The 25879-nt window shown below is 65.2% G+C and carries 25 protein-coding genes; 12 read left to right on the forward strand and 13 right to left on the reverse strand.

What is annotated here, in order from left to right; translation table 11 throughout:
• Positions 1–109: 109 nt before the first annotated feature.
• The gene (locus QA649_RS05600) at positions 110–484 is read right to left on the reverse strand and encodes an AtpZ/AtpI family protein (RefSeq protein WP_018643434.1); all 375 of its coding nucleotides are present in this window, start codon (positions 482–484) and stop codon (positions 110–112) included.
• Between the two features lie 75 nt (positions 485–559).
• On the opposite strand from QA649_RS05600, the gene QA649_RS05605 reads away from it, so the two are divergent.
• The 3 genes from QA649_RS05605 (at position 560) to QA649_RS05615 (ending at position 2016) form a co-directional block, all read left to right on the forward strand.
• The gene (locus QA649_RS05605) at positions 560–802 is read left to right on the forward strand and encodes a hypothetical protein (RefSeq protein WP_283023311.1); all 243 of its coding nucleotides are present in this window, start codon (positions 560–562) and stop codon (positions 800–802) included.
• 41 nt (positions 803–843) lie between these two features.
• The gene (locus QA649_RS05610) at positions 844–1377 is read left to right on the forward strand and encodes a hypothetical protein (protein ID WP_283023312.1); all 534 of its coding nucleotides are present in this window, start codon (positions 844–846) and stop codon (positions 1375–1377) included.
• A 159-nt stretch (positions 1378–1536) separates the two neighbouring features.
• Positions 1537–2016, forward strand: coding sequence for a secondary thiamine-phosphate synthase enzyme YjbQ (locus QA649_RS05615; protein ID WP_283025973.1), 480 nt, complete (start codon positions 1537–1539; stop codon positions 2014–2016).
• A gap of 63 nt (positions 2017–2079) precedes the next feature.
• On the opposite strand, the gene QA649_RS05620 is transcribed toward QA649_RS05615, so the two are convergent.
• Positions 2080–3705, reverse strand: a complete 1626-nt coding sequence (locus QA649_RS05620) for an MFS transporter (RefSeq protein ID WP_283023313.1) — start codon at positions 3703–3705, stop codon at positions 2080–2082.
• A 342-nt stretch (positions 3706–4047) separates the two neighbouring features.
• Here QA649_RS05620 and QA649_RS05625 point away from each other — a divergent pair, with 342 nt between their 5' ends.
• Positions 4048–4719 carry a response regulator transcription factor gene (locus QA649_RS05625; protein WP_018643430.1) on the forward strand — a complete coding sequence of 224 codons (672 nt, stop codon included), beginning with the start codon at positions 4048–4050 and terminating at the stop codon, positions 4717–4719.
• A 104-nt stretch (positions 4720–4823) separates the two neighbouring features.
• On the opposite strand, the gene QA649_RS05630 is transcribed toward QA649_RS05625, so the two are convergent.
• Positions 4824–7664 carry a winged helix-turn-helix domain-containing protein gene (locus tag QA649_RS05630; protein ID WP_283023314.1) on the reverse strand — a complete coding sequence of 947 codons (2841 nt, stop codon included), beginning with the start codon at positions 7662–7664 and terminating at the stop codon, positions 4824–4826.
• Positions 7665–7860: 196 nt separating this feature from the next.
• On the opposite strand from QA649_RS05630, the gene QA649_RS05635 reads away from it, so the two are divergent.
• The 4 genes from QA649_RS05635 (at position 7861) to QA649_RS05650 (ending at position 10821) form a co-directional block, all read left to right on the forward strand.
• A complete protein-coding gene (locus QA649_RS05635) occupies positions 7861–8280 on the forward strand; it encodes an organic hydroperoxide resistance protein (protein ID WP_283023315.1) in 420 nt (139 codons plus the stop codon).
• A 36-nt stretch (positions 8281–8316) separates the two neighbouring features.
• Positions 8317–9345: an alpha/beta hydrolase gene (locus tag QA649_RS05640; RefSeq protein WP_283023316.1), complete on the forward strand. Its 1029-nt coding sequence runs from the start codon at positions 8317–8319 to the stop codon at positions 9343–9345.
• Positions 9346–9417: 72 nt separating this feature from the next.
• Positions 9418–9981, forward strand: coding sequence for a cytochrome P460 family protein (locus tag QA649_RS05645; protein WP_283023317.1), 564 nt, complete (start codon positions 9418–9420; stop codon positions 9979–9981).
• 18 nt (positions 9982–9999) lie between these two features.
• A complete protein-coding gene (locus tag QA649_RS05650; RefSeq protein ID WP_283023318.1) occupies positions 10000–10821 on the forward strand; it encodes an SDR family NAD(P)-dependent oxidoreductase in 822 nt (273 codons plus the stop codon).
• Between the two features lie 13 nt (positions 10822–10834).
• Here the strand turns inward: QA649_RS05650 and QA649_RS05655 are convergent, their stop codons facing one another.
• Positions 10835–14344, reverse strand: a complete 3510-nt coding sequence (locus QA649_RS05655) for a hybrid sensor histidine kinase/response regulator (RefSeq protein WP_283023319.1) — start codon at positions 14342–14344, stop codon at positions 10835–10837.
• A gap of 284 nt (positions 14345–14628) precedes the next feature.
• Positions 14629–15858 (reverse strand): 5-aminolevulinate synthase, encoded by a 1230-nt coding sequence (hemA, locus tag QA649_RS05660; RefSeq protein WP_283023320.1) that lies wholly within the window; start codon positions 15856–15858, stop codon positions 14629–14631.
• A 342-nt stretch (positions 15859–16200) separates the two neighbouring features.
• Between hemA and aroQ the strand changes: the two genes are divergently transcribed.
• Entirely contained in the window at positions 16201–16632 is a 432-nt protein-coding gene (gene aroQ, locus QA649_RS05665; RefSeq protein WP_283023321.1) for a type II 3-dehydroquinate dehydratase, read from the forward strand.
• Between the two features lie 220 nt (positions 16633–16852).
• Here the strand turns inward: aroQ and QA649_RS05670 are convergent, their stop codons facing one another.
• From QA649_RS05670 to QA649_RS05685, 4 genes are all read right to left on the reverse strand, one after another.
• Positions 16853–17914, reverse strand: a complete 1062-nt coding sequence (locus QA649_RS05670; RefSeq protein WP_018643423.1) for an MBL fold metallo-hydrolase — start codon at positions 17912–17914, stop codon at positions 16853–16855.
• Between the two features lie 338 nt (positions 17915–18252).
• Entirely contained in the window at positions 18253–20406 is a 2154-nt protein-coding gene (locus QA649_RS05675) for a HAMP domain-containing methyl-accepting chemotaxis protein (protein ID WP_283023322.1), read from the reverse strand.
• A 171-nt stretch (positions 20407–20577) separates the two neighbouring features.
• Complete coding sequence (locus QA649_RS05680) at positions 20578–21303, reverse strand: outer membrane protein (protein WP_283023323.1); 726 nt, start codon at positions 21301–21303, stop codon at positions 20578–20580.
• A gap of 224 nt (positions 21304–21527) precedes the next feature.
• Positions 21528–21848, reverse strand: a complete 321-nt coding sequence (locus QA649_RS05685) for a hypothetical protein (protein ID WP_183246090.1) — start codon at positions 21846–21848, stop codon at positions 21528–21530.
• Positions 21849–22030: 182 nt separating this feature from the next.
• On the opposite strand from QA649_RS05685, the gene QA649_RS05690 reads away from it, so the two are divergent.
• Positions 22031–22318 carry a hypothetical protein gene (locus QA649_RS05690; RefSeq protein ID WP_283023324.1) on the forward strand — a complete coding sequence of 96 codons (288 nt, stop codon included), beginning with the start codon at positions 22031–22033 and terminating at the stop codon, positions 22316–22318.
• 15 nt (positions 22319–22333) lie between these two features.
• Here the strand turns inward: QA649_RS05690 and QA649_RS05695 are convergent, their stop codons facing one another.
• The 4 genes from QA649_RS05695 to QA649_RS05710 all read right to left on the reverse strand — a co-directional run bounded on the left by QA649_RS05695 (position 22334) and on the right by QA649_RS05710 (position 24859).
• A complete protein-coding gene (locus tag QA649_RS05695; protein WP_283023325.1) occupies positions 22334–23272 on the reverse strand; it encodes an AEC family transporter in 939 nt (312 codons plus the stop codon).
• 120 nt (positions 23273–23392) lie between these two features.
• Positions 23393–23602, reverse strand: coding sequence for a hypothetical protein (locus QA649_RS05700; protein ID WP_183246088.1), 210 nt, complete (start codon positions 23600–23602; stop codon positions 23393–23395).
• Positions 23599–23775 carry a hypothetical protein gene (locus QA649_RS05705; protein ID WP_283023326.1) on the reverse strand — a complete coding sequence of 59 codons (177 nt, stop codon included), beginning with the start codon at positions 23773–23775 and terminating at the stop codon, positions 23599–23601. Before QA649_RS05705 ends, QA649_RS05700 begins: the two co-directional genes overlap by 4 nt.
• A 196-nt stretch (positions 23776–23971) precedes the next feature.
• A complete protein-coding gene (locus QA649_RS05710) occupies positions 23972–24859 on the reverse strand; it encodes an MBL fold metallo-hydrolase (RefSeq protein WP_283023327.1) in 888 nt (295 codons plus the stop codon).
• A gap of 92 nt (positions 24860–24951) precedes the next feature.
• Here QA649_RS05710 and QA649_RS05715 point away from each other — a divergent pair, with 92 nt between their 5' ends.
• Both QA649_RS05715 and QA649_RS05720 read left to right on the forward strand, forming a co-directional pair.
• Positions 24952–25281, forward strand: coding sequence for a metalloregulator ArsR/SmtB family transcription factor (locus tag QA649_RS05715; protein ID WP_283023328.1), 330 nt, complete (start codon positions 24952–24954; stop codon positions 25279–25281).
• Positions 25282–25305: 24 nt separating this feature from the next.
• The gene (locus QA649_RS05720; RefSeq protein ID WP_283023329.1) at positions 25306–25854 is read left to right on the forward strand and encodes a rhodanese family protein; all 549 of its coding nucleotides are present in this window, start codon (positions 25306–25308) and stop codon (positions 25852–25854) included.
• The last annotated feature ends 25 nt before the right edge of the window (positions 25855–25879 follow it).

Consider the following 25879-nt stretch of genomic DNA (forward strand, 5'->3'; position numbering starts at 1 on the left):
CGCGGCATCTCTTGGTCTGCCGGGCAATGCCGGCGGGTCTCGGTCTGCCGGCCGGGCCGGCCCGTACCGGCAAGGCCGGCACGATCATTCCTCTCCTGTGTGGATCGCCTTACGAACCACCGCGCCTGTTTTGACCCGCGCCCGCCGATCTCACCACATTCACCACGCCGGCCACGAAGCCCAGCAGCAGGAACACGATAAATCCGAAAGGCGACGTCGACAGCAAGCGGTCGAACCCCCAGCCAATCCCCGCCCCGACAGCGACACCGGCGACCAACTCGGAGGATAACCGAAAACCAAGCGCCATCGCCGAGGCTCTGGCCGCTCTGTCCTCACCGTCACCTGCGGGTTGCTCGGTCTTGGTGCGGCGGTCGCGAAGTTCGGACAACCGCTGATCAAGATTTCCGAGCCGTTCGGAAAGCGCAGCTTCCTCGGGCGATCTATCGCGATCTCCATTCTCGCCGTGTCCCGTGCCCTGTGTCATGCAACGAAGACCCGAAACGCACCGGCTGAATGGAAATTACGCCCGCCACCCTCAAAAGCCGCGCGGACCATACTGATGGCCCATAATCAAGTCAAGCCAAGTCACGATTGCGTCGCTTTCTGCTATGTAGCTGATTTACCTGACAATATTGGCGTGCGCGGCAGCGCTGCGCACAGCGTGACGCCGCACCGCAGCAGCTCTCCTCTTGATCGGTGGATGTCGTCGCCATTTCGCCGCGCTGCCGGGATCAAACGGGCCGGCGGGATCGTTGATTTCGGGCGGGTGTTTTTGGCGGCAGATCGCTGCGCGGCGGTGTAGAATTGCGGACGTGCCACGCGCGCGCGGTGGCGGAGAGCGCGATGAGACCAGTGACGTCATCCACAGCATCATGGCTTGCGGCCTCGTTCGCCGCTGTGATGGTCGTCAGCGGCAGCCTGGTGGCCGCGCAATCGGCGCCCGACGGCGAAAACGGCCGCTACACCATGACGCCGATCCCGGAGGGGGTGCTGCGGCTCGACACCCGCACGGGAACGATGTCGACCTGCACCAGGAACGGCACCGGCTGGGCCTGCTACGCGGTGCCCGACGAGCGCGCCGCGTTCGATGCCGAGATCGGCCGGCTCCAGGCCGAGGTCGAGAAGCTGAAGGGACAGCTCGCGGCCGGGCCGACCGTGTCGGGCAAGATCGAGGAGGCGCTGCCGAAATCCGATCCGCTGAAGAAGGCGGAGCCGCAAGCACGAGAACCAAAGGTCGCCGAGGGCGACCGCAAGATCGAGATCCCGCTGCCCAGCGATCAGGACCTCGATCGCGTGATGTCGTTCCTGGAAAAGGCCTGGCGCCGGCTGATCGACATGGCCAACCGGGTGCAAAAGGACGTGTCGGGGAAGATTTGAGGACCCCGTAGCACTATCCATGCGTTGAGGTGCCGTAGGGTGGCCAAAGGCGTTCTTACGCCGTGCCCACCATGTTTCTACAACAATGAAGACGTGGGCAGGGCGCTTTGCGCCTTTGCCCACCCTACGGCAGTGTTCGATCAGTCGAGATCTTTGATGATGACATCAGCCAAATCAATCACGCGCTCGGCGCCATCGTCAGCGCAAGTCACCACCATCGCGTCGTCGCTCCTGACCGTGCAGACGCCGGGCTGCGGCTTCACCGATCTCACCAGCGAGGCTGCGAAGTTCGTCGCCGAGGTCCGCGCTCGCGACGGCGCGCTGACACTGTTCATCCGTCACACCTCGGCGTCGCTGACGATCCAGGAGAATGCCGACCCTTCCGTGCTCGTCGATCTCACCACGGCGCTGGCGCGGTTCGCGCCGGACGATGAAGATGCTGGCTGGACTCACGACACCGAAGGGCCGGACGATATGCCGGCGCACGTCAAGACCATGCTGACGGAGACCTCGCTCCACGTGCCGGTGCTGGACGGCAAGCTCGCGCTCGGCACCTGGCAGGCGATCTATCTGATCGAGCATCGGACCCGTCCGCATCGCCGCGAGGTCGTGCTGCAATTCACCGGCGCGTCGCGGTGACCAAAACAAAACCGGCCGCGGAGACCGCGGCCGGTTGGTGTCGTTTGGGTTCGCAGCTTCCGATCAGGTCGCCTTGATGTCGACGTCCTTGGTCTCGGGCAGGAACAGGAAGCCGATCACAACGGTGATGGCCGCGAACGTGACCGGGTACCAAAGGCCCGCATAGATATCGCCCGTCGAAGCCACGATGGCGAAGGCGGTCGCCGGCAGCAGGCCGCCGAACCAGCCGTTGCCGATGTGGTAGGGCAGCGACATCGAGGTGTACCGGATGCGGGTCGGGAACAGTTCGACCAGCATTGCGGCGATCGGGCCGTAGACCATGGTGACGAAGATCACCAGGATGAACAGCAGCCCGATGACCGCGGCCACCTGCGGACGGAAGATGTCGAACGGATGGGCCATCTTCACGATGCCCGCATCGCCGGCCTTGGGATAGCCGGCCGCTTGCACGGCGGCGAGGACGGCCGGGTTGCTCTCCTTGGCGTTCGTGTACGGAACTTCCTTGCCATTGACCATCACCTTCACGCCGGAGCCGGCCGCGCCTGGCGTGGTCGAATACTTGACTGACGACTGCGACAGGTAGGCGCGCGCGGTGTCGCAAGGCGCGGTGAAGACGCGGGTGCCGACCGGGTTGAACAGGTCGCCGCAGCCTGCGGGATCCGCCACCACATCGACCTTGGTCTGCTCGATGGCCTTTTCCAGCGCCGGGTTGGCGTTGGTGGTGATCATCTTGAAGATCGGGAAGAAGGTCAGCGCCGCGATCAGGCAGCCGCCGAGGATGATCGGCTTGCGGCCGATCTTGTCGGACAGCACGCCGAACACGATGAAGAAGCCGGTGCCGAGCAGCAGCGACCAGGCGATCAGCAGGTTGGCGGTGTAGCCGTCGACCTTCAGGATCGATTGCAGGAAGAACAGCGCATAGAACTGGCCGGTGTACCAGACCACGCCCTGGCCCATCACGCCGCCGAGCAGCGCGAGCAGCACGAGCTTGCCGTTCTGCCAGTTGCCGAAGGCTTCCGTCAGCGGCGCCTTCGAGCTCTTCCCTTCTTCCTTCATCTTCTGGAAGATCGGGGATTCATTGAGGCGGAGCCGGATCCAGACCGAGATACCGAGCAGCAGCACCGAGACCAGGAACGGGATGCGCCAGCCCCACTTGGCGAAATCGGCTTCGCCGACTGCGGTGCGGGTGAACAGGATCACCAGCAGCGACAGGAACAGGCCGAGCGTCGCCGTGGTCTGGATGAAGGAGGTGTAGTAGCCGCGCTTGCCGTTCGGCGCGTGCTCCGCGACATAGGTCGCCGCACCGCCGTACTCGCCGCCGAGGGCAAGGCCCTGGGCGAGGCGCAGCGCGATCAGGATGATCGGGGCCGCGATGCCGATGGTGGCCGCGTTGGGCAGCAGGCCGACGATGAAGGTCGACAGGCCCATGATCAGGATGGTGACGAGGAAGGTGTATTTGCGGCCGACGATGTCGCCGATGCGGCCGAACACGATCGCGCCGAACGGACGCACCAGGAAGCCGGCGGCGAATGCCAGCAGCGCGAAGATGTCGCGTGTGGCCGGCGGATAGTCCGAGAAGAACTGCACGCCGATGATCGAGGCGAGCGAACCGTAAAGGTAAAAATCGTACCACTCGAACACGGTACCGAGCGAGGAGGCGAGAATGACGAACCGTTCGTCCTTCGTCATCCCTCCTGCGCCAGCCTGAGACACAGCCATTGTCGACATATTGAGTCGCTCCCCGAAATGCGTTTCCTCGCGCCCCGGGTGTCCGGACATGCCGGATCGACCCAGGTCTTGCCCGCAAGGTAACATCGGCGTGAAACCCGCCCCAATACGACTTTCGGCCTTGCGCACTGACGCGCACCTGACTGCCTGGTATCGGGCGCCGGTGCGCGCCGCGAAGGCTTGCGGATTAACCCCTTTGCAGCAAAGGGATAATGTGCACTTGCATGCCACGGCCGGGCAGGGAAGAATTGACCTGCCGCGGCAGTGACTCGCCGGCCGGTCGCGAACGACAGCAAGAGAACGATGAACGCTCCCTCGACCCATCTCGTCATTGCCGATGATCACCCCCTGTTCCGTGATGCGCTCCGGCAGGCTGTGGCGAGCGTCCTGACCTCGGCCAGGATCGACGAGGCCGGATCGTTCGAGGATCTGACCAAGCTCCTGGAACAGACCTCCGACGTCGACCTGATCCTGCTCGACCTCTCGATGCCCGGGATCTCAGGCTTCTCCGGTCTGATCTATCTGCGCGCGCAATATCCGGCCGTCCCGGTGGTGATCGTCTCGGCCTCTGACGACAGCGCGACGATCCGCCGCTCGCTCGATTTCGGCGCCTCCGGCTTCATCCCCAAGCGGTTCGGCGTCGAGACGCTGCGCGATGCCATTCTCAAGGTGATGGAAGGCGACGTCTGGGTTCCCGCCGACACTGACCTGTCCGCCGCCGCCGATCCCGACATGACGCGCCTGCGCGACCGCCTGGTGACGCTGACCCCGCAGCAGGTCCGGGTCCTGATGATGCTGTCCGAGGGCCTCCTCAACAAGCAGATCGCCTACGAGCTCGGCGTCTCCGAAGCCACCATCAAGGCTCATGTCTCGGCGATCCTGCAAAAGCTCGGTGTCGAGAGCCGCACCCAGGCCGTGATCGCCGCCGCGAAGATCGCCGGCGGCCAGTGGAAGCAGGGCACGCCGACGGGGTGAGCGTTACTGCACTATCAAATCCGTCATCCTTCGAGGCTCCTCATGGGACGCGTTGCGTCCCATGCCTCGCACCGCAGGATGACGGAGCTTGATACGGTACGCCTCTATGATGTCTGCAGCAGGCTGTTGGCCGCCGTGATATCCGCGGTCTCCGAGCCCTCGGCGAAGCCTTCGAGCGCCGATTGAAGCAATAGCCTTGCTTCCTCGTGCCGGTCGCGTTCGACGAGGAATTCGGCAAGATCGATTGCCGCGCGCAGTTCCCAGGCTTTCGCGCCCTTGCTGCGGCTGAGCTCCAGCGATTGCATGAGGCAGGCCTCTGCGTCCTCGATCTGCGGCTCTGGCAAGTGCAAGCGGACCTTGGCCTTCATCCGCAGCAGCTCGGGCATGTAGAGATGATCGCCGCTTTGCTCGACGAGGCGGATCGCATCGTCGATCACGCGCACGCTTTGCTCGACCTGACCGAGTGCCAACAAGCCTTGAACCAGCGCGATGTTGAACGTCGTGGTGAGCAGCTCGTAACCGGCGTCGTGGAGCTCGCGCAGGCAGGCTCTTATCGTCTCGACGCCGCCGGCGGCGTCGCCGCGCCGGATCGCCAGCTCGCCTTTGACGCCCCGACCGACCGCGAGATAAGGCCCCATCGAGCGCGCCTCGGCATGCGCGATGAAGCGGTCGATGTTCTCTTCGGCATCGTCGAGCTCTCCGCTCCAGAGATCGATCGAGACCGTCCAGATCAGCGCGATGCAAAGCGTGATCGGATGGTCCATCTGCGCGGCCTCGGTGACCGTCTGCCGCGCCAACCGCCGCGCATCCGCGGTACGGCCCTGCAGCCACAGCTCCCGTGCCAGCGAGATGCCGGCGCGGTTGCGGTGATCGAAGCCGTGGACCGTGCTGATCCGCTCCGTGCCCGGCCCCCGCCAGGCAGCCTCGAGCACGTTCAGCGCATCGCGGTGCTCGCCGGCCAGATGCAAGGAGACGCCGAGGAGTGAATGGGCGAGGGCGATGGATGCGGCATCGCCCAGCGTCTCGGCGACGTTGAGGCTCTGCCGCGCATAACCAAGCGCGGCGTCGAACTGTCCCATCCGCTCGTGGAAGATATGCATCCGGCCGAGCAGCTGAAGCTGGTTCGGCGCGTCGCCGCGCGCCTGTGCGATCGCAAGGCTTCTGCGCAGCGCGGACAGCGCCGCCTCGCTGCCGCCGCGCGTGAACATCAAGGTCAGGCCGAGGGCGGCCTGGATGTGCATTTCCTCGGCGCTGCCGCGCGAGGTTGGATCGATCGCCAGCAGCGCCCGTTCCGACCAGCGGCGGCATTCGATCAGCAGTGACATCGCGAGAAAGATCGGAGCTGCAGCGGCAGCCAGCGCTATACCGATGTTCGCATCGCCATTCGCGCCAAAACACCAGCCCAGAGCGGCGCGCACATTGTGAAGCGCGGAGAAATGGATGGCCCGTTCGTCGGCGCTCGGCACCGTCGCCCATGTCGTGCCGGCCTGCTCCAGCCATCGCCGGTAGTAGATCGCGTGGCGCGCCGAGAGTGCCGCGTCATCAGGCTCGACCTCGAACAGATAGGCGCGCGTCGTGTCGAGCAGACGGTAGCGCATCATGGCGCCGATCGGTCGCGGTGCGACCATCGACTTGGCGACGAGGCTGTCGATGGCATCGAACAGCCGGGCGCGATCGACGTGCGCGTCGGGCACGACCTCGAGCGCGGCGTCGAGGGTGAAATGGCCGGCGAAGACCGCGAGCCTGCGCAGTACGAGGCGCTCGGTGTCGGACAGCAGCCCGTAGCTCCAGTCCAGCGTCGCTTGCAAGGTCTTCTGCCGTGGCGGCGCGGTGCGCTGACCCTGCCAGAGCAGATTGAGGCGCTCGTCGAGCAGCGCCGCCGTCTGCTCCAGGCCGTAGGCCTCGACCCGTCCTGCAGCGAGCTCGATCGCCAGGGCCACGCCGTCGAGCTTGCGGCAGATGCCGGCGACGATCGCGGCATTGCCGTCGTCGAGCGCGATCTGCGCGCCGCCGGCAGTGGCCCGTTCGAGGAAGAGCTGAAGCGCCGGATAGGTCTGCGCGGCCGCCGCAGTCAGTCCGGCACTGTCCGGCGGAACGGCGAGCGGCGCCAATCGATAGACCTGCTCGCCCTCGACACGCAGGGCTTCACGGCTGGTTGCGAGGATATGGACATGCGGCGCGGCGTGGAAGATCTCCGCCGCGAGTGGCGCCGCCGTGGCAATGACGTGCTCGCAATTGTCCAGGATCAGCAGCATCCGTTTGTCGCGCAGATGCGCGAGCAGCGCGGGCAGGGGATCATCCGTCTCGGCCGGCAGGCCCAGCATCAACAGGATCGACGTGATCACGAGATAGGGATCGCTCAGAGCGGCAAGATCGACGAAGTGTGCGGCGTCGGAGAAAGTTTCGAGCAGGTCGTGAGCGATCGCCACGGCAACGGCCGTCTTGCCGACGCCGCCCGGGCCGGCGATCGTGACGAAGCGGGCGCTGATGAGCTTGTCCGAGATGGCGGCGACGGCATCGTCGCGTCCGACCATGCGTTGCAGCCGGTTCGGCAGCTTCACCGGCGGCAGCTCCATCCGCGATGACGGGCGCGGTTTCGCCGCAATCTGCGTTTGCGAGATCGGCGCCACGAAGCAATAGCCGCGGCCCGAGAGCGTGGTGATGTAGCGGGCGCCGTCCTTGCCGTCGCCGAGGGCTTTGCGAAGCGCCGCGATGTGAAAGCGTAAGTTCGCCTCCTCGACGGCCATGCCGGGCCAGACGCGCGCCATCAGGTCCCACTTGCTGATGGCCTCGTTCGGCCGCGACATCAGTGCGATCAGCGTATCGAAGCTCTTGGCGCCCATCGGCAGCGCGACGCCGTCGCGCATCACGAGCCTCTCATGTGGCCTCACGGTGAATGGCCCGAACGACAGTGTTGTTGCAGCGGGCGCGGCCGGATCAGTCATCGCGGAATCTTGCTCATTTGGAAAACCGGATAACCAGCGGGCGCCGATCCGGCAAGACCGGCCTTGCATCGGCATCAGACCGCGTTTGCAGGCCTCCTGATCGGGTTCCCTGCCGGCCTCACAACTTCTCACAAGTCCCAACGGGTGTCCTGCGGGGGCGGCTGATAGTCAGTTGCGCGACGGCAAGGAGACTTTCATGACGCAAGCGGCAAAGCTGCTCTACACGGCCAGGACCCGCACCAGCGGCGGGCGGCAGGACGGCCTGTCCCGCAGCTCCGATGGCCGCCTGGATGTCAAATTGTCACCGCCGGGCGGTGACGGCATCGGCACCAATCCCGAGCAATTGTTCGCGGCCGGCTGGTCGGCATGTTTCGAAGGCGCGATGGAGATCGCCGCGCGCAAGCGAAAAATCGTGCTTCCGAGAAAAAGCGCGATCGATGCGGAAATCGATCTTCTTCTCGATGAGGGCACTTACGCCCTCCGGGCGCGCCTCAATGTCAGCCTGCCGGGCCTCGATCGCGAGGTCGCCCGCGACATCGTCGATGAGGCGCACGAGACCTGCCCCTACTCAAAGGCCGTCCGCGGCAACATCGACGTCGCGGTCGCACTGATCTGACCCATCATCACCAATCATCAACGAGGTAGCAACATCATGAAGCAGCTCATCGACCAGCACCGCCGCAAGTTTCTTGGCGTCGCCGCGGGAAGCGTCGCTGTGGGTCTCGGCGTCCTCGACCTTGCCCGCGCGGAGACGGAAGCGCCGCGCACCGCCGCGTCGAATGCATCCTTCGGCCCGATCAAGCAGATCGAGGCCGGTGTCCTCAATGTTGGCTATGCCGAGGCAGGTCCGTCGAACGGTCCGGTGGCGATCCTGCTGCACGGCTGGCCCTACGACATCCACGCCTTCGTCGATGTCGCGCCGATCCTGGCGAAGGCCGGCTATCGCGTGATCATCCCGTATTTGCGCGGCTACGGCACGACGCAGTTCCTCTCCCGCGAAACGCCGCGCAATGGCGAGCCGGCCGCGATGGCCGCCGACATCATCGCGCTGATGGACAAGCTCGACATCAAGAAGGCGGTCGTTGCCGGCTTCGACTGGGGCGCGCGCACCGCCGACATCATCGCCGCACTGTGGCCGGATCGCTGCCGCGCGCTGGTGTCGGTCAGCGGCTATCTGATCTCCAGCCAGGCCGCCGGCGCCGCCCCATTGCCGCCATCGGCCGAGCTGCAATGGTGGTACCAGTTCTATTTCGCGACCGAGCGCGGCCGCGCCGGCTACGAGAAGCACACGCACGATTTCGCAAAGCTGATCTGGAAGCTGGCCTCGCCGCAATGGAAGTTCGACGACGCCACCTTCAATCGCAGCGCGGCGGCGCTGGGCAACCGGGATCATGTCGCGATCACGATCCACAATTACCGCTGGCGGCTTGGGCTTGCCCAGGGCGAGGCGAAGTATGAGGAGCTCGAAAAGAAGCTCGCGGCAGCTCCCGTCATCGGCGTGCCGACGATCACGATGGAAGGCGACGCCAACGGCGCGCCGCATCCCGATCCGAGCGCCTATGCCAAGAAATTCTCCGGCCGCTACGACTTTCGCCTGATCACAGGCGGCATCGGTCACAATCTTCCGCAAGAGGCACCGCAGGCCTTTGCCAAGGCAATCATCGACGCCGACGGCGCCTGAGGATTTTTTCAGTTCCTCGGTCCAGCGCAGCTGGACCGAGGATGTGTCGCGAGCCCAGCTTGAAGAAACGTCATGACATCTATCGAATCTGAAAAGAAAAAGCGGACCTATGCGACGGCTATCACGCTGGCTGTGCTGTTTCTCGTCGTTCTCCTGACTTCTATGCCCTATTTGGTCTCAATCGCTCTTGCCGAAGGACCGGCACAAGGCAACACGGCAGACGCCTCGCCGATCTTCGGCGTCACGATTCCACAGGGCTACAAGCAGTGGGAGCTGATCGCGCCGGCCGAGGAGGCGGCGCCGCTCGACGAGCTTCGCGCCGTCCTCGGCAACCAGACCGCAATCGAGGCCTATCAGGCCGGCAAGCTGCCGTTCCCGGACGGCACCATTCTGGTCAAGCGTGCCTGGAAGCGGAAACAGTCACCGGAATTCGCATCCGCGACGATTCCCGGCGCCGCGACCACGGTCCAGGTGATGGTCAAGGATTCCAAAAAATACGCCTCGACCGGCGGCTGGGGTTTTGGCCGGTTCATCAACGGCAAGCCGGTCGACGAAGCCCAGCACCGCACCTGCTTCGCCTGCCACGAAGCCCGCGCCAAGAGCCGCGATTATGTCTTCACGCGGCTCGCGCCGTGAGACCATATGGAGGCTAGCTTGAAGACCTGGTTCATCAGCGGCAGCTCTCGCGGGCTTGGCCGCGCCATCACGGAAGCGGCGCTCGCCGCGGGCGACCAGGTGGTTGCCACGGCGCGGGCGCTCGAGCCGCTTGAACTGTTGCAGGCGCGTTTCGGCGAAAGGCTGCGGCTCGCGACCCTCGACGTCACCGATGAGGCCGCGGCGCAGGCGGCCATCGGACTTGCCGTGACGACATTCGGCGGCCTCGATGTGGTCGTGAACAACGCCGGCTATAGTGACCTCGGATCGGTCGAGGACACGAGCCTGGATTCGTTCCGGCGGCAGATCGAAGCCAATTTGATGGGCACCATCATCGTCACCAAGGCGGCGATTCCGGTGCTGCGCCGGCAGCGCCGTGGTCACATCATGCAAGTCTCGTCCGTCGGCGGCCGGATCGGTGCCCCGGCGCGCGCGGCCTATTCGGCCGCGAAATGGGGAATCGAGGGCTTTTCGGAGTCGCTGGCGCGCGAGATGGCGCTGATCGGCGTGCATGTGACAGTCGTCGAGCCCGGCGGCTTCCGGACCGGTTTTGCCCAGGCCGCGCATGCGACCGGCGAAGGGCGTCCGGAGTACGATGCCGTCGTCGGCGCTGCCGTCAGGATGCAACGCGACTATGACGGCCGCCAGCCGGGTGATCCGGCCAAGGCCGCGGCCGTGGTTCTGAAGCTCGCCGACATGGATCGTCCACCCTTGCGGATTGCGCTCGGCAGCGACGCCGTCAACGCCATCGCCGCGACGGACAGGCTCCGCCTCGAAGAACTGGAGAAGTGGCGCGTGCTCGGCGTATCGACGGACTACTGACGAGCGGCGTATCTCACTCCGCCGCCACCATCTGCTGCGTGCGCCACTGGCCGAGCAGGGCGCGGAGCGAAGCCGGCTTCACCGGCTTGTTGAGCACCGCGATTTTCTCCTCGCGCGCGGCCTGTTGCACGGCGGGGCTGCGGTCGGCGGTGATCAGGATCGCGGGAATGGTGTCGCCGAAGCGGCGGCGGATGTCGCGGATCGCGGCGATGCCGTTGCCGCGGTCGAGGTGATAGTCGACGAGCAGGCCGGTGACGCGCTTGCCGGCAGCCTCGATCGCGGCGATCGCGGCCTCGGGATCGGCAACCGCGATCACCTCGGCGTCCCAGGCCTTCAGCAGCGTGCGCATGCCGTCGAGGATCGCGGCATCGTTCTCGATGCAGACGATCAGCGCGCCCGCGATCGGCGTGCGGGCCAGCGGCGTGGCGCTGGTGACGGCGGCGGTGAGGGTGATCGCTTTGGCCGTCGGCACCGTCACCGAGAAGACCGAGCCGCCGCCGACATTGGAGTCGATGGCGATGCTGTGGTTGAGCACGCGCGCCAGCCGTTCGACGATCGACAGCCCGAGACCGAGGCCGCGCGCGATCCGCGCGCCTTGCTCCAGGCGGTGGAATTCCTTGAAGATCTCGCCGCGCTTGACCGGCGGGATGCCGACGCCGGTGTCGTAGACGCAGATCTTGAGCGAGGCGCCCTGGCGGCGGCAGCCGACCAGCACGCGGCCGCGCGGGGTGTATTTGATCGCGTTGGAAATCAGGTTCTGGAGCAGGCGCCGCAGCAAGAGTCGATCCGACTGCACCGGCAGCGAGCAGGGCACGAAGGCGAGGTCGAGGCCCTTGGCGCGCGCGATCGGCGCGAACTCGATCTCCAGCGAGCGCATCAGGTCGGCCATCTTGAAGCTCGAGATCGAGGTCGCCATCGCGCCGGCATCCAGCCGGGAGATGTCGAGCAGCGCGCCGAGGATCTCCTCGATGGCCTGGAGCGACTCGTCGATGTTCTCGACCAGCCGCGTCTCCTCGCCATTGTGCTGGCGCTCGACCAGGCTGGTGACGTAGAGCCGGGCCGCGTTCAGCGGCTGCAGAATGTCGTGGCTCGCAGCGGCGAGGAAGCGCGTCTTGGAGATGCTGGCATCTTCCGCCGTGCTCTTGGCCAGCGCGAGTTCCGAGTTCAGCCGGGTCAGCTCCTCGGTGCGATCGCGCACGCGCTTTTCCAGCGTCGCATTGGCGCGCTCGAGCGCTTCGGCCGCCTCGAAGGTCGGCGTGACGTCTGTGAAGGTGATGACGAAGCCGCCGCCGGGCATGCGGTTGGTGAGCACCTCGATCACCATGTGGCGTTCCGGCAGTCGCTCGAGATAGGGCTCGCTGTCGGTGGTGTAGGCCACGAGCCGCTGCTCGATCATCGCTTCCCGGTCGGCCTCATTGTCCGGATCGCTCACACCCATGAATTCCAGGATTTCCCGCAAGGGCGTGCCGAACTGAATGAAATGCGGAGGAACATTGAGGAGATCGCCGAACTGCCGGTTGGAGCAGATCAGCTGCAGGTCGGCGTCGAACACCGCGATGCCCTGCCGGACATGATTGAGCGCGGTCTGGAGGATCTCGCGGTTGAAATGCAGCGCCGCGTGGGAATCGTCGAGCAGTTTTAGCGCGGCTTTAGCGGAGACGGTGCGCTTGCGCAGCAGCAGCGACATCACGAGGCGCGAGGAGGCCGCGCCGATCGACGAGGCGATCAGGTGCTCGGCGTGCTGCAACAGCTCGAAATCGGCGGGTGCCCCGGGCTCGAGCCGCACATTGCGCCGCGCAGAGAAGGCTTCGAAGGAATGCCGGGCGCGGTCGGGCCCGAGATACTGCGCCACCGTGGTCTGGATGTCCTGCACCGTGACGGTGGTGCGCCAGCGGCGGAAATTCGGAGCGATCGGGGCGAGCGTGTTGGGTACGAACAGATCGGCCTGCACCAGCTCGATGGAGGATGGCCGCCGCGCCAGGGAGAGCAGCACATAGGTGAGGATGTTGAGCGACAGCGACCAGATCACGCCGTGCATCAGCGGCGGCAGGTCGGCGCCGAACAGCGCCTGCGGCCGCAGCGCCTCGATTCCGAACGGACCATGCTGGAGCAGCAGGATGCCCGTCGTCGAGGAATCCATGAAGCTCGGTATGAACAGCGTGTAGAGCCACACCGCAAAACCCACCAGCATGCCGCCGATCGCGCCACGTGCGGTCGCGCGCCGCCACAACAGCCCGCCGAAGAAGCTCGGCGCGAGCTGGGCGATGGCGGCAAAGGAGAGCAGGCCGATCGCGACGAGCTGGGTGTTGCCGAGCGCGCGATAGTAGAAATAGGCCATCACCATGATGGCGAAGATCGCGAGCCGGCGCGAGCGCAGCAGGAAGTCGCTGAAATCGGCGCCTCCGGTGCGTCCCTCCGGCCGCCGCTGCAGCACCAGCGGCACCACGAGGTCGTTCGACACCATGATCGAGAGCGCGACGCATTCGACGATCACCATCGCGGTCGCCGCCGACAGGCCGCCCACGAAGACCGCGACGCTGAGCAGATCCGCGCCACCCTCCATCGGCAGCGCCAGCACGTACATGTCAGGGTCGGCCGCGCCGAACGGGAAGGTGACGAGGCCGGCGAGCGCGATCGGGATCACGAACAGATTGATGGCGACGAGGTAGAGCGGGAACAGCCAGCGTGCGCGACCGACCTCGGCATCGCTGGAATTCTCCACTACGCTGACGTGGAACTGGCGCGGCAGCAGCATGACCGCGCACAGCGACAGTAGCGTCATGGTCAGGAAGTTACCGATCGACGGCGAATAGTTGATCGTGCGCACCGCCTCCGGCGTCTTCATCGCGCGCTCGATGAGTTCGTGCGGCGAGAACATCCAGAAGGTGACGAAGATGCCGGCGGCGAGGAAGGCGACCAGCTTGACGATGGATTCGGTCGCCACCGCCAGCATCAATCCGTGCTGGTGCTCGGTCGCGTCGGTCTGCCGGGTGCCGAACAGCACGGCGAAAGCCGCCATCGCCAGCGTCACCATCAGCGCCATGTCGCCGAGGATCGGGATATGGGAGAAGGCCTGGTCCTCGCTCAGGATCGTCTCCAGCGAGGAGGCGACGGCCTTGAGCTGGAGCGCGATGTAGGGCACCGAGCCGATGATCGCGATCAGCGCCACGGTCGCCGCCACCGCCTGGCTCTTGCCGTAGCGCGCGCCGATGAAGTCGGCGATCGAAGTGATGTTGTGGGCTTTCGCAAGCTGGATCACGCGGCGCAGCACGCCCGTGCCGAGACCGATCATCAGGACCGGCCCGACATAGATCGCGAGGAAGTCGGTCGAGGTGCGCGTGGCGAAGCCGACTGAGCCGAAGAAGGTCCAGGAGGTGCAGTAGATCGCCAGCGACAGGGGATAGATCAGCCCGGACGCGCGACCGGGTCCGGCTGGCGAGCGGCGGTCGCCATGGCTCGCCACCAGGAACAGGAAGCCGATATAGCCGAAGGCGGCGGCGATCACGCCCCAGTCGTGCAGCATGGCGAGCGCGCTTCTCCCTGGGCGCCGACGCGCCCGGTCTCATTTTCCCTGTAAATCTAGCGCGTTGCAGGGACGCAAGCGACAGCGAAATGCCGTGCGGGGGGAGGAACTGGGGTTGTCGTTAAGGTGCCAACCCCAACGTCGTCCTGGCCTAGTGCGCAATTGCGCACGGGAGCCAGGACCCATAACCACAGGATGTGGTTACGGGCACGCTGGCGGCCACAGCGAGGCGCAACTATCCGCAGTCGGGGTAATGGGTCCTGGCTTTCGCCAGGACTACGACGTTACTCCGCCGCCAGCGACTTCTGCTTGAGCGGCAGCCCCAGGCGATCCCACACCTGCAGCAGGGCCTCGGCGAGCTGATCGATCAGGCCGTCGTCGTGATAGGGCGAGGGCGTGATGCGCAGGCGTTCGGTGCCCTTGGGCACGGTCGGGTAGTTGATCGGCTGGATGTAGATGCCGTGCTCTTCGAGCAGGAGGTCGGAGGCCTGCTTGCACTTCTCGGGATCGCCGACGAACAGCGGCACGATGTGGGTGTCGGTCGACATCACCGGCAGGCCGGCGGCGCTGAGGATCGCCTTGACGCGGGCAGCGCGGTCCTGGTGGCGCTCGCGCTCCCAGTTCGAGGTCTTCAGATGCTTGATCGCGGCGGTCGCGGCCGAGCAGATCGCCGGCGGCAGCGCGGTGGTGAAGATGAAGCCCGGCGCATAGGAGCGCACGGCGTCGATGATCTGGCCGTTGGCGGCGATGTAGCCGCCGAGGCAGCCGAAGGCCTTGGCCAGCGTGCCTTCGAGGATGTCGATGCGATGCATGACGCCGTCACGCTCGGCGATGCCGCCGCCGCGCGGGCCGTACATGCCGACCGCGTGAACCTCGTCGACATAGGTCATCGCGCCGTATTTCTCGGCGAGATCGCAGATCTTGGCGAGCGGCGCGACGTCGCCGTCCATGGAATAGAGGCTCTCGCAGGCGATCAGCTTCGGCCGGTTCGGGCCCGCAGCCTTCAACTGCGCCTCGAGATCGGCGAGCTCGTTGTGGCGGAATACCACCCGCTCGCAGCCGGACTGGCGGATGCCCTCGATCATCGAATTGTGGTTGAGCTCGTCCGACAGGATCAGGCAGTTCGGGATCAGCTTGGCGATGGTCGCGATGCCGGTCTGGTTCGAGACATAGCCCGAGGTGAACAGCAGCGCGGCTTCCTTGCCGTGGAGGTCGGCGAGCTCGGCCTCGAGCTGCACCAGCGGATGATGCGTGCCGGCGATGTTGCGGGTGCCGCCTGCGCCGGTGCCAACGCGGGTTGCGGTCTCGACCATGGCGCCGACCACTTTCGGATGCTGGCCCATGCCGAGGTAATCGTTGGAGCACCAGATCACGACGTCGCGCTTACCCTTGGGCGAGTGCCAGACGGCGTGCGGGAACCGGCCCGCCGTGCGCTCGAGATCGGCGAACACGCGGTAGCGCCGCTCGGAGTGGAGACGATCGAGGGCGGAATTGAAGAACTGGCTGTAATCCATCGGCAAAACCTAAGACGGAACTGACCAAAAGGGCCGCATCTTCTTAGAGCTTTTCCAGCTCCAATGTCTATGCGCTATCCCACATCTGGCCCTGGAGGGCATTTGGGCAAAATGCCCTATCGTGCGAATTGAAACTTGATCCCGATCAAGTTCGCGCGAGAGGTAATGTTGCTTTGCAGCATCAGCCGGGATGCGGGTCTGGCCAGCCCTGGTCTTTCTTCGCGGCCCGGCACACGCTTTCCTTGACCGCGGCCGCCGGCTCTACCCAATCCGATTCTCGCAGCGCATGCGCCCTTGGCCCGGAGGGCATGCTCAAACCAGGCCTTCGAAAGGACCTTTTCCATGAAGCGCGTGATGATCCTCAACGGTCCCAACCTCAACATGCTCGGCATCCGCGAGCCGCACATCTACGGCACGACGAGGCTCGCAGAGGTCAATGCGAGCTGCGAAGAGGCCGCCGCCAAGCTCGGGCTCAAGCTCGCCTTCCACCAGTCCAACCATGAAGGCGTGCTGGTCGATCTGATCCAGTCGGCGCGGCAGGATGCCGATGCAATCGTCATCAATCCGGCGGGCCTGTCCTTCACCTCGGTCTCGATCATGGACGCGATCAAGACATTCGAGGGCCCGGTGCTGGAGGTGCATATCTCCAACATCCACGCCCGCGACGAATATCATCGCCACTCGAAGATCTCGTTCGTGGCAACGGGCGTCATCTGCGGTCTCGGGCCGTTCGGCTACATCGCGGCGCTGCACGCGATCGCGAATATGAAGTGAATTGTCAGCCCCGACGGCGGTGCGCTCCTCGCCCCGTTCTTACGGGGCCGCGACGAGCTTCGCTCGCGCTGAGAGGGTTGGGGTGAGGGGCTGCTTCCACAAAGACGGTGACACTGGGACTCGTGGAGAGTCTCCCTCACCCGCCACGCGCGAGACGATGCTTCGCATCGCTCGGGCGCGACCGACCTCTCCCCGCAGGCGGGGCGAGGTGAAGCACCACTCACGTCGTCCGGAACTGCAGCACGCCGTCCTTCGTCTCGCCCGTCAGCCGGCCTTCGACGATCATGTAGTTGACGTGGGCGACCAGCTCGCCGGCGGCAAAGCCCATCTGGTGTTCGTCCAGCACGTGCTTGTTGAACACCACGGGCACCAGCTCTCGCGAGGTCTTCGGCTGCTCGCGGCAGGCGTCCGCGATCAGGCGGCAGCGCTCCTCGTGGTGATCGGCGAGCTGCTTGATGCGGGTCTTGAGGCCGTAGAACGGCACGCCATGGCCGGGCAGCACCAGCAAGTCATAAGGCAAGGTGGTGGTGAGGCTTGCGAGCGATGCGAGGTATTCGCCGAGCGAGTTCTGGTCGGGCTCGACCGCCCACACGCTGACGTTCGGCGAGATCTTGCTCAGCACCTGGTCGGCGGAGAGGAACAGCTTGTCGTCGGCGCAATAGAGCATCACCTGGTCGAGCGCGTGCCCGCCGCCGGTGATCACCTTGAAGCGGCGCGCGCCGATCACGACCTCGTCGCCATGCGAGATGCGGCGGTAGGATGGCGGCAGCACCGAGACACGCTTGAGATAGTCCTGGCCGCGGCCGAGCAGTTTCTCGGTGAGCGACTCGTCCATGCCGTGGCGGCGGAAGAACAGCCGTTGTGCCTCCTTCCGCTCCTCGGTGCCGCGGTTCTGGTGATAGACCGATTGCAGATATTCGACCTGCGACATCACCAGCGGGCAGTTGAAGCGCTCCACGATCCAGCCGGCGAGCCCGACATGATCGGGATGCGAATGGGTGACGATCAGGCGCGTGATGTTGACGCCCTTCAGCGGGCCGTCGAACAGTTTCGTCCAGGCCTCGATCGTCTCCTCGTTGCCGAAGCCCGCGTCGACCATGGCATAGCCGTCGCCGTCGGCGAGCAGATAGATGTTCACGTGATTGAGGCGGAACGGCAGTTTCAGCCGCGCCCACAACACGCCGGGCCGGATCTCCACGACCTCTTCGGGGCCGGGATGCTGGTCCCAGGGATAGCGCAGGGCCTCGGCCGAGGACTGCACGGTGTCGGGTTTTGCGTTCATGCTACCGGCTTAAACCCACCGCGGGCGGGGCGCTAGCCGAAAAAGGACAGGCCGTGATCTCCGCATGGCGGTCATACCGGGGCGGTGTTTTTCCGTGATGTGGGACGCTCGTGCTCCGAACTCGGTCATCTCTCCCGCTTGCGGGGGAGGCATAGGCCGCCTCTACGGCCGTCTCCTATCTTAAGAGACGCCTCGGCTGCGGCGGAGCGCCGGGTGGGGGGCTCTCTCCGAGCAGGGACAATTTCGGCGTGCCTCAAACACTCCCAATGCGGAGATACCCCCACCCCAGCCCTCCCCCGCAGGCGGGAGAGGGAGTGGAGTCCCCGTGTGGTTGCGCCTTACGCCGCCCGCATATTGTTGAGGAACGCGTCGATCTCCCCGCGCAGCATGTCGGCCTCGCGGCGGAGCGCGTCGGAGGCGCCCAGCACGTCGTTTGCCGCCGCGCCGGCTTCGGCGGAGGCGGTGGAGACGCCGACGATATTGCTGGAGACCTCGCTGGTGCCGCCGGCCGCGTGCTGAATGTTGCGGGCGATCTCGCGGGTGGCCGCGCCCTGTTCCTCGACCGCGGCCGCGATCGTGGTGGTGACGTCGTTGATCTCGCCGATGATCCGGCCGATGCCCTGGATGGCGCCGACCGCCGACGTCGTGACCTGCTGCATGCTGGCGATCTGGGTGCGGATCTCTTCCGTCGCCTTGGCGGTCTGGCTGGCGAGGCTCTTCACCTCGGAGGCGACCACCGCGAAGCCGCGGCCGGCCTCGCCGGCGCGGGCCGCCTCGATGGTGGCGTTCAGCGCGAGCAGGTTGGTCTGCGAGGCGATGGTCTGGATCAGGTCGACGACGACGCTGATGCGGCTTGCGCTGTCGGCGAGGCTCTGCACCGTGGTGTCGGTGGCGCCGGCCTCGTCGACCGCCTTCTTGGCGATCGCGGCCGAGGTGACGACCTGCTTGCTGATCTCCTGGATCGAGGACGAGAGCTGCTCGGTGCCCGACGATACCGTTTGCACGTTGACCGAGGTCTCCTCTGCGGCGGAGGCGACCGCGTTCACCAGCGCGTTGGACTGATCGGCGGTGGTCGACATGCTCTGCGCGGTCGACTGCATCGAATTGGCCGATTGCGCCAGATTGTCGAGCGCGGTGCGCACCGTGCCCTCGAAATCGGCGATCCTGGCTTCCATGCGCGCGGCACGCTCGGCCTTGGCCGCGCGATCCTTGTCCTGCTCGCTGGAGAGCGCGCGAGCCTCGACCATGCTGTCGCGGAACACGGTCAGCGTGTCGGTCATCGCGCCGATCTCGTCATTGTGCTTCGAGCGCGCGATCTCGGTGTCGAGGTCGCCGGCCGAAAGCTGCTGCATAGCGCGCTGGAGACCGGTGATCCGGCGCAGGATGTTGCGGCCGACATAGAGCCAGACGAACAGGGCCGAGCCGACCAGCATCAACGCGCCCAGCGCCAGCATGACCGAGGTCGCGAGTGAAATCTCCTGCCGCGCCTGGAAGGTCGAGGCGTTGGTCTCCTTCTGCACGCCGTCGACGAGCTGCTGCACGCTGATGCCGAGGCCGACATTGAGCTTGCGCGTCTCGTCCAGGATGGTCTGGCCGTAGTCGATGGAGTCGAGCTCCTTCTCGCGCAGATTGAACACGCCGGTCTTGCCGCTGCCGAGCGCGAGCAGCTTTTCCGCCGTCGCGCGCAGCATCTTGTTGCCCTCATTGTCCGGCAACAGATCGAGGTTCGAGCGCAGGCGTCCCTGTGCCGTCTTGAACTCCTTCTGGATGTCGTCGAGCTTGTCGCTCGTGTTCGCCGACAGCGCCGCGCTCATGTCGGCCGCCGCGAGATTGCCGCTGGCAACGACGTTGCCGAGCTGGCCGACGGTCTGCGCCGCTTCAGTGGCATCTTCGGCCGACAGGTTTGCCGAGCCGAGAATGGCGTTGACCCGGGTCTGCGCATCGAGCATCGCCGGGCTGGCCGCGCCGACGAACGCGCCCTGCGCGTTGCGGAGCGCGTCATATTGCTTGTCATGAAGGGCTGCGACGTCCAGCCGTTCGCGGGCGGCCTTGGCCAGGCTCTGGGCCGCCTCGTTGATGCTCTTCATGGTCTCGCTGAGACCGGAGACGACGGATTTGTCACCGCCGAGCTCGATGATCTCGTTGAGTTTCTGCTGCGTCTGCTCCTGCAACTCCCTGAGCTTCTTGGTGCGCTCGTTCAGGGCTTCCTCGCTTTGAGCCGCAAGCAGGGCCGGTCCCTGTGCCGCAAGGCTCGCGCTCAGGGCCGACAATTGCAGGCTGGCGGCAAGGCGCGGAATGTCCCGCCCGCTCAGTTCTGTCATGCGTCCGCCGAGATTCTGCAGCGCGAGGCCAGCGCCGGCTGCGATCACGAGGCCCATGCCCGCGATCACCGCGAAGGCCGTGAACAGGCTCCCGCGCACGCCCCATTGTGGCTTCTTGAAACGAGGCTTGAATCGACCAAGCAAACGGCCAGCGCCCAGACGGATCGCCATCGAAATTCCCCCACGCTCTTGCTTCTGTTTTGTGGCGGGCAGTATCGGCAGGGCCGGTTAAAAAATCGCAATCGGTGCAATTGCTTGCATTGGGCTCGCGGTTCCGCAGAGCGAAAAAGAAGGGCCGGCGAGATCGCCGGCCCTTCGTCGAGATAAGATCTTGCTAACCGATCAGTAGCGCGCGACGGCGGGGCTTGCCCAGTTGAAGCGGTAGTTGAGGCCGGCCTTGACCGTGTGGTCGTCGGTGGTGAAGCTGCCGGTGCCCGCGAGCGGACCGCCGGTGAAGCTCGCGTCGCCGAAATTGTAGTACTGGTACTCGGCCTTGGCCGACCAGTTCGGGGCGAACATGTATTCGATACCGGCGCCCACGGTGTAGCCGTTGCGGTGATCGCCGGTGATGACGAAAGCGGTCGGCACGCCGCCGACGGTCACCTTCTCGTTGTTGTTGGAATAGGCGTAGCCGCCCTTCACGTAGACGAGGCCGGGGCCCCAGGTGTAGCCGACGCGGCCGGTGATCGAGCCGAGGCCGCGCTGATCGTTGGTATAGGCGATGCCGCCCGGGAACACCGCGCCGACGCTGCCGGACAGCCAGGAATATTGGCCTTCGACGCCGACCACGAAGTTCGGGTTGAACTGCCAGTCCGCACCGACCTGCACGCCGCCGAGGAAACGGCCGTTGCCGTTGTTGCCGGTGGAGAGGCCGTTGAAATTGTTGTCGCTGGAGAAGGCGCCGCCGAGATGGCCACCGATGTAGAAACCGGTCCAGTTGTAGATCGGCGCGGCATAGGCCGGCGCGGGCGTCTTGTAGTAGTTGCGGTTACCGAGATCGGCACCGACGGCCGGCGCGGCAGCGCCCACGACCAGCAGCGCCACGGTCGCAAACAGAATCTTCTTCATCGACTTGAACTCCAACACTCATGTCCCCGGCTGGCGCGCTCTTTCGCGCCGTCGTTGGTTTTGCAGATAGCTCGCTTTTGATGAAAATGCTGTCACAACCGTGGCACAGCGGCAGCCAACCTAACTTTTTGGGCTGCAATTGATCTTCGTGCTTAATGGCAGCTTAAGAAATGCTGAAGGAAGGCTTAATTTTGCGCTGCCGGCAAGCTTGCGCGCGCCTTTCGTTAGCCGAGACGCCGCAGCACCTCGTCGCGCATCTGCGCGCGGAACGCTGCGCGCTTGGCCGGCCGATCCTCCTCGCGCACGTCGTGGCGATCGAAGATGTCGAACTTCTCCAGGATCGGATAGCGCTCGCTCGCCATCGCGAGCACGCGCAGCACCTTGGTCGCCGACGGCGTCGGGCCGCTCACCTCCCAGCGCCGTATGGTGTCGGCCCCGCCCTTCTCCGGCAATCCGCAGAGTCTCGCCATATCGGCGGCCGTCAGCTTGCGCTCGATCACGTCGGACAGGTCGCTGCGAAGCTGCTTCAGTTCAGGGCCGGTCATGTCACTCGCGTCCAGGAAGTCGTTCAGGCAATGCACTAGCGCTGATTCGGGTCCATCCGAAGGCCGCGCGCCCCGCTGCGGCACCTTCGCTTGCGCACGGAGTTATGAACGAGAGGCCTATGGAAATTGTCCGATGAATGATCAGATGACCAAAGGGGCACCCCAGCGAGGAGGGATCAGCAATGACCAGCATCAAGCTCGCCATCGCCGCACTCATCACGACCGGACTGCTTGTTGCGCCCTTCGCGGCCGAAGCCAAGAAGGCCCGCTCGAGCAGACATTATTACAACACAACCGTGGTGAGTCCGACCTATAGCGGCGCCGGGGCGCCGGCAGCGCAGCCCAGGGCCGCTTACGGCTCGTCGGGACAGACGGTCGGCACCGTCACGGCGCCGTCGATCGGAACGTATAGCTGGCCCTCGGTCGGCGTGACCAACTCGGTTCCGACCTGGAGCAATACCACGAGATAAGCGCGCCCGTGCGGGTCAGCGCGTCCCGGTCGCGAGGCCGGAGAGCAGGTACAGCGCGACCAGCAATGTCGCGACCGACAGCATTGTCGTGACCGAGACCGTGGCTGCGACCAGCTTCTCCTCGACCTTGTGCTCGTGCGCCAGCACGTACACCGTCTTCGCCGTCGGCACGGCGGCGCATATCACGGCGGCGACGGTGTAGAGCGCGTTGAGGCCGATGATCACACAAAGTCCGTAGACGATCAGCGGCATGATCACGAGCTTCACGGCGGCAAGCGCGAACGAGGCCTTCAGGTTGGACCGCAGGCCTTCGACCGACAGGCCAAGCCCGATGGCAAACAGTGCGCAGGGCGTCAGCGCGGCCGCAATCATGTTGAGATAGGCCGCGACCGGCGCCGGAATCGGCAGGCCCGTGATCGCCCAGACGAGGCCGACAAGTGTCGACAGGACCATCGGATTGAGCAGGATCTGCTTGGCGAGGCCCGCGAACTGCGCCGACGACCCGCGCGCGTCCCGTTCCAGCAGGATGACCGTGATCGGAAACATCACGGCGGCGACGAACACCGTTGCCACCGCAGCGGGCAGGACGGCGGGCTGGCCGTAGATCGCGTGCAGGATCGGCAGCGCCACGAAGCCGGTGTTGGTCATCGCCGCCGCCATGCCATGGATGGTGCTGCTGGCGAGATCGTGCCTGCCACCCGCGCGGACCGCCAGGAACACCAGCGCGAAGCAGATCAGGGAGCCGCCGCCGAAGGCGAGCAGGAAGCGCCATTCCAGCAGGTTGCGGGCCGGCTCCTGGGCGATGGTGACGACCAGCAGCGCCGGCATCGCGACGTTGTAGGCGAAATGCACCAGGGCATCGGCCAGCGATCGTGAGAGATAGCCGAGCTCGCCGGCGAGCCAGCCGGTGACGATGATCGCGAATACGGGAAGAACGAGGCTGGCGACTTCCATCCGGCTTCCCCCTAGCTGCCAATGGCCGCAACGAGAGGTTACCCCGGCGATGGATCGTCGTCACTGCCTTGCGTGCGCTGCTTCCGGCTCGAAAGTCCTTGGGGCAGCGGGCCGCCGGCGCTAGATGCCCCGGCCGGTCTGCTGGCCGATCACGCAGCGCCACGCCGCCAGGCGTTCGGCCGGATGCTGGTTCATCCATTCGGCGAGCTGCGGCGCGCCCATCAGGCAGGACTGCACCGAGACCTGCGCGAAGTCCGAGGTCGTGACGATCTGCTCGTGGCAATTGGTGGGAGAGGCGAGGCTGCAGAGCACGGCGATGATCTTGATCACGCGAAGTTGCCCCCGTCATTACCGCTGACCGAGCGAGCGATCGTTGCGTTGTCCTGCTGCACGCTCGCCGGATCATCCGGCGGGAAGATGCTGTCGTAGATCGCCCGTGCCTCCTTGATAAGGCGCAGTCGCTCGCGCTCGGACCTCGAGACAAACTGAATAACTTCGCCCATGTCGACTCCAAACATTAACTGGCGTCCATCATCAGATGATGGATATCATTCGATGTTGAAGTAGGGTGTCGTGCGTGGCTTTGAAGCTATGCGGCGGTCACGAGGAATAAAAAGCGCGTGATTGCGTCGACGCGCTCGGTCCGATTCGGTCCCATATCGGCTGCGGGTTAAAAGCGCCCCGTCGCAAGGCCTGTGTCTAAACGCAGGTCTCTGCTCCTCCCTTCAGCGTCACGGGAATAGTGAGATAGCGTACTCCGTTGGCTTCGGCCGGTGGAAATTTGCCGGCGCGGATGTTGACCTGGATGGAGGGTAGCAGCAACCGCGGCGCGGATAGCCCGGCGTCGCGCGCCTGGCGCATGGCCACGAATTCGTCCTCCGTGACGCCGTCCTTCACCTGAACGTTCTTCTCGCGCTCCTCGCGCACCGTCGTTTCCCAGGCGTAGGTGTCGCGGCCGGGAGCCTTATAGTCGTGACACATGAACAGCTGCGTCTCGGGCGGCAGCGCCAGGAGCCGCTGTATCGACCTATAAAGCTTGTGCGCGTCGCCGCCGGGGAAGTCGGTGCGCGCCGTGCCGTAGTCCGGCATGAACAGGGTGTCGCCGACGAACACGGCATCCTCGATCTTGTAGGAGATGTCGGCCGGTGTGTGTCCAGGCGTGTGGATCACCTCCACGTCGAGTTCACCGATCCTGAAGCGCTCGCCGTCCCGGAAGAGCCGGTCGAAGTCGCTGCCGTCGGTCTTCAGGTCGGTGGCGTTGAATATTGGCCGAAAGATGCGCTGCACATCCTTGATATGCTCGCCGATGCCGATCTTGGCGCGGGTCTTCGCCTTGATGAAAGGGGCGCCAGAGAGGTGGTCGGCATGGGCATGCGTCTCGAGTACCCATTCGATCGCGTAGCCCGCCGCTTCCGCGGCCTTCAACATCGCCTCGACCGAACGCGTGTCCACCTCACCCGAGTTGTGATCGTAGTCAAACACCGGATCGATGATGGCAGTCTTCTTGGTCGTCGGATCTGCGACCAGATAGCTCACCGTGTTGGTCGGCTCGTCGAAGAACGCTCGGATGATGGGTTGTCCTGACATGGCTTGAATCTCCTGATGTGACCGGTTCGGTTGGTCTTGACGGATATATTAGCGAGTGCTAAATAAGCAATAGCTAAAATAAGGAGTGGCCAATGGCCTCCCGAGCCTTCGATCTGGAGACTTTCGAAAAGCAGGCGGTTGAGGTTGCAGGCATTCTGCGCGCGCTCGCCAATGAGCGTCGGCTGATGATCCTGTGCCAACTCGTCGAATGCGGCGAGAGCAACGTGAATGCGCTGGCGGAAGCCGTGGGTCTGTCGCAATCGGCACTGTCGCAGCACCTCGCAAGGATGCGCGAGGAGGGCCTCGTCACCTTTCGGCGCGAAAGCCAGACGCTCTGGTATCGCATCGCCGATCCGCGCATCGAGCAACTCTTTGCCACGCTGCACAGGCTCTTTTGCAAGCCCACCAGGGCGAAGAACTAATTCAGGAAAGTTGAGGAGCTAATCATGTCACTGCCCACCATCAAGCCAGCCGAGGCGCGCCGCCTTCTCGACAACGGTGCCCTCCTGGTCGACATCCGCGAAGCCGATGAGCACGCCCGCGAGAAGATCCCCGGCGCGCGGCACCTGCCCCTGTCGAAGCTCGACGAGATCGACCTTGCCGTGCATCAGGGCAAGCCGGTCATCTTCCACTGCAAAAGCGGCGCGCGCACTCAGGCCAACGCGCCGCGGCTCGCGGCGAAGCTCGGCGAAACCTGCGAAGCCTTTATCGTCGAAGGCGGGCTCGATGCGTGGCGCAAGGCGGGCCTGCCGGTCGTGACTGACCGGCGTCAACCGCTGGAGCTTCAGCGCCAGGTGCAGATCGGGGCCGGCAGTCTTGCCGTCGTGGGCACGCTGCTCGGCCTCTTCGCGTCGCCGTGGTTCTTCGGCGTGCCGGCCTTCGTTGGCGCCGGCCTGATCACGGCCGGCCTCACCGGCTTTTGCGGCATGGCCCGTATTCTCATGCGCGCGCCCTGGAACCGCGGTGTCTACGGCTCGCCAGCGCGAGCCGGGTGATGGCGGTTTGACATGAGGAATAGTC

Source organism: Bradyrhizobium sp. CB1717 (assembly GCF_029714325.1).
Taxonomy (GTDB): domain Bacteria; phylum Pseudomonadota; class Alphaproteobacteria; order Rhizobiales; family Xanthobacteraceae; genus Bradyrhizobium.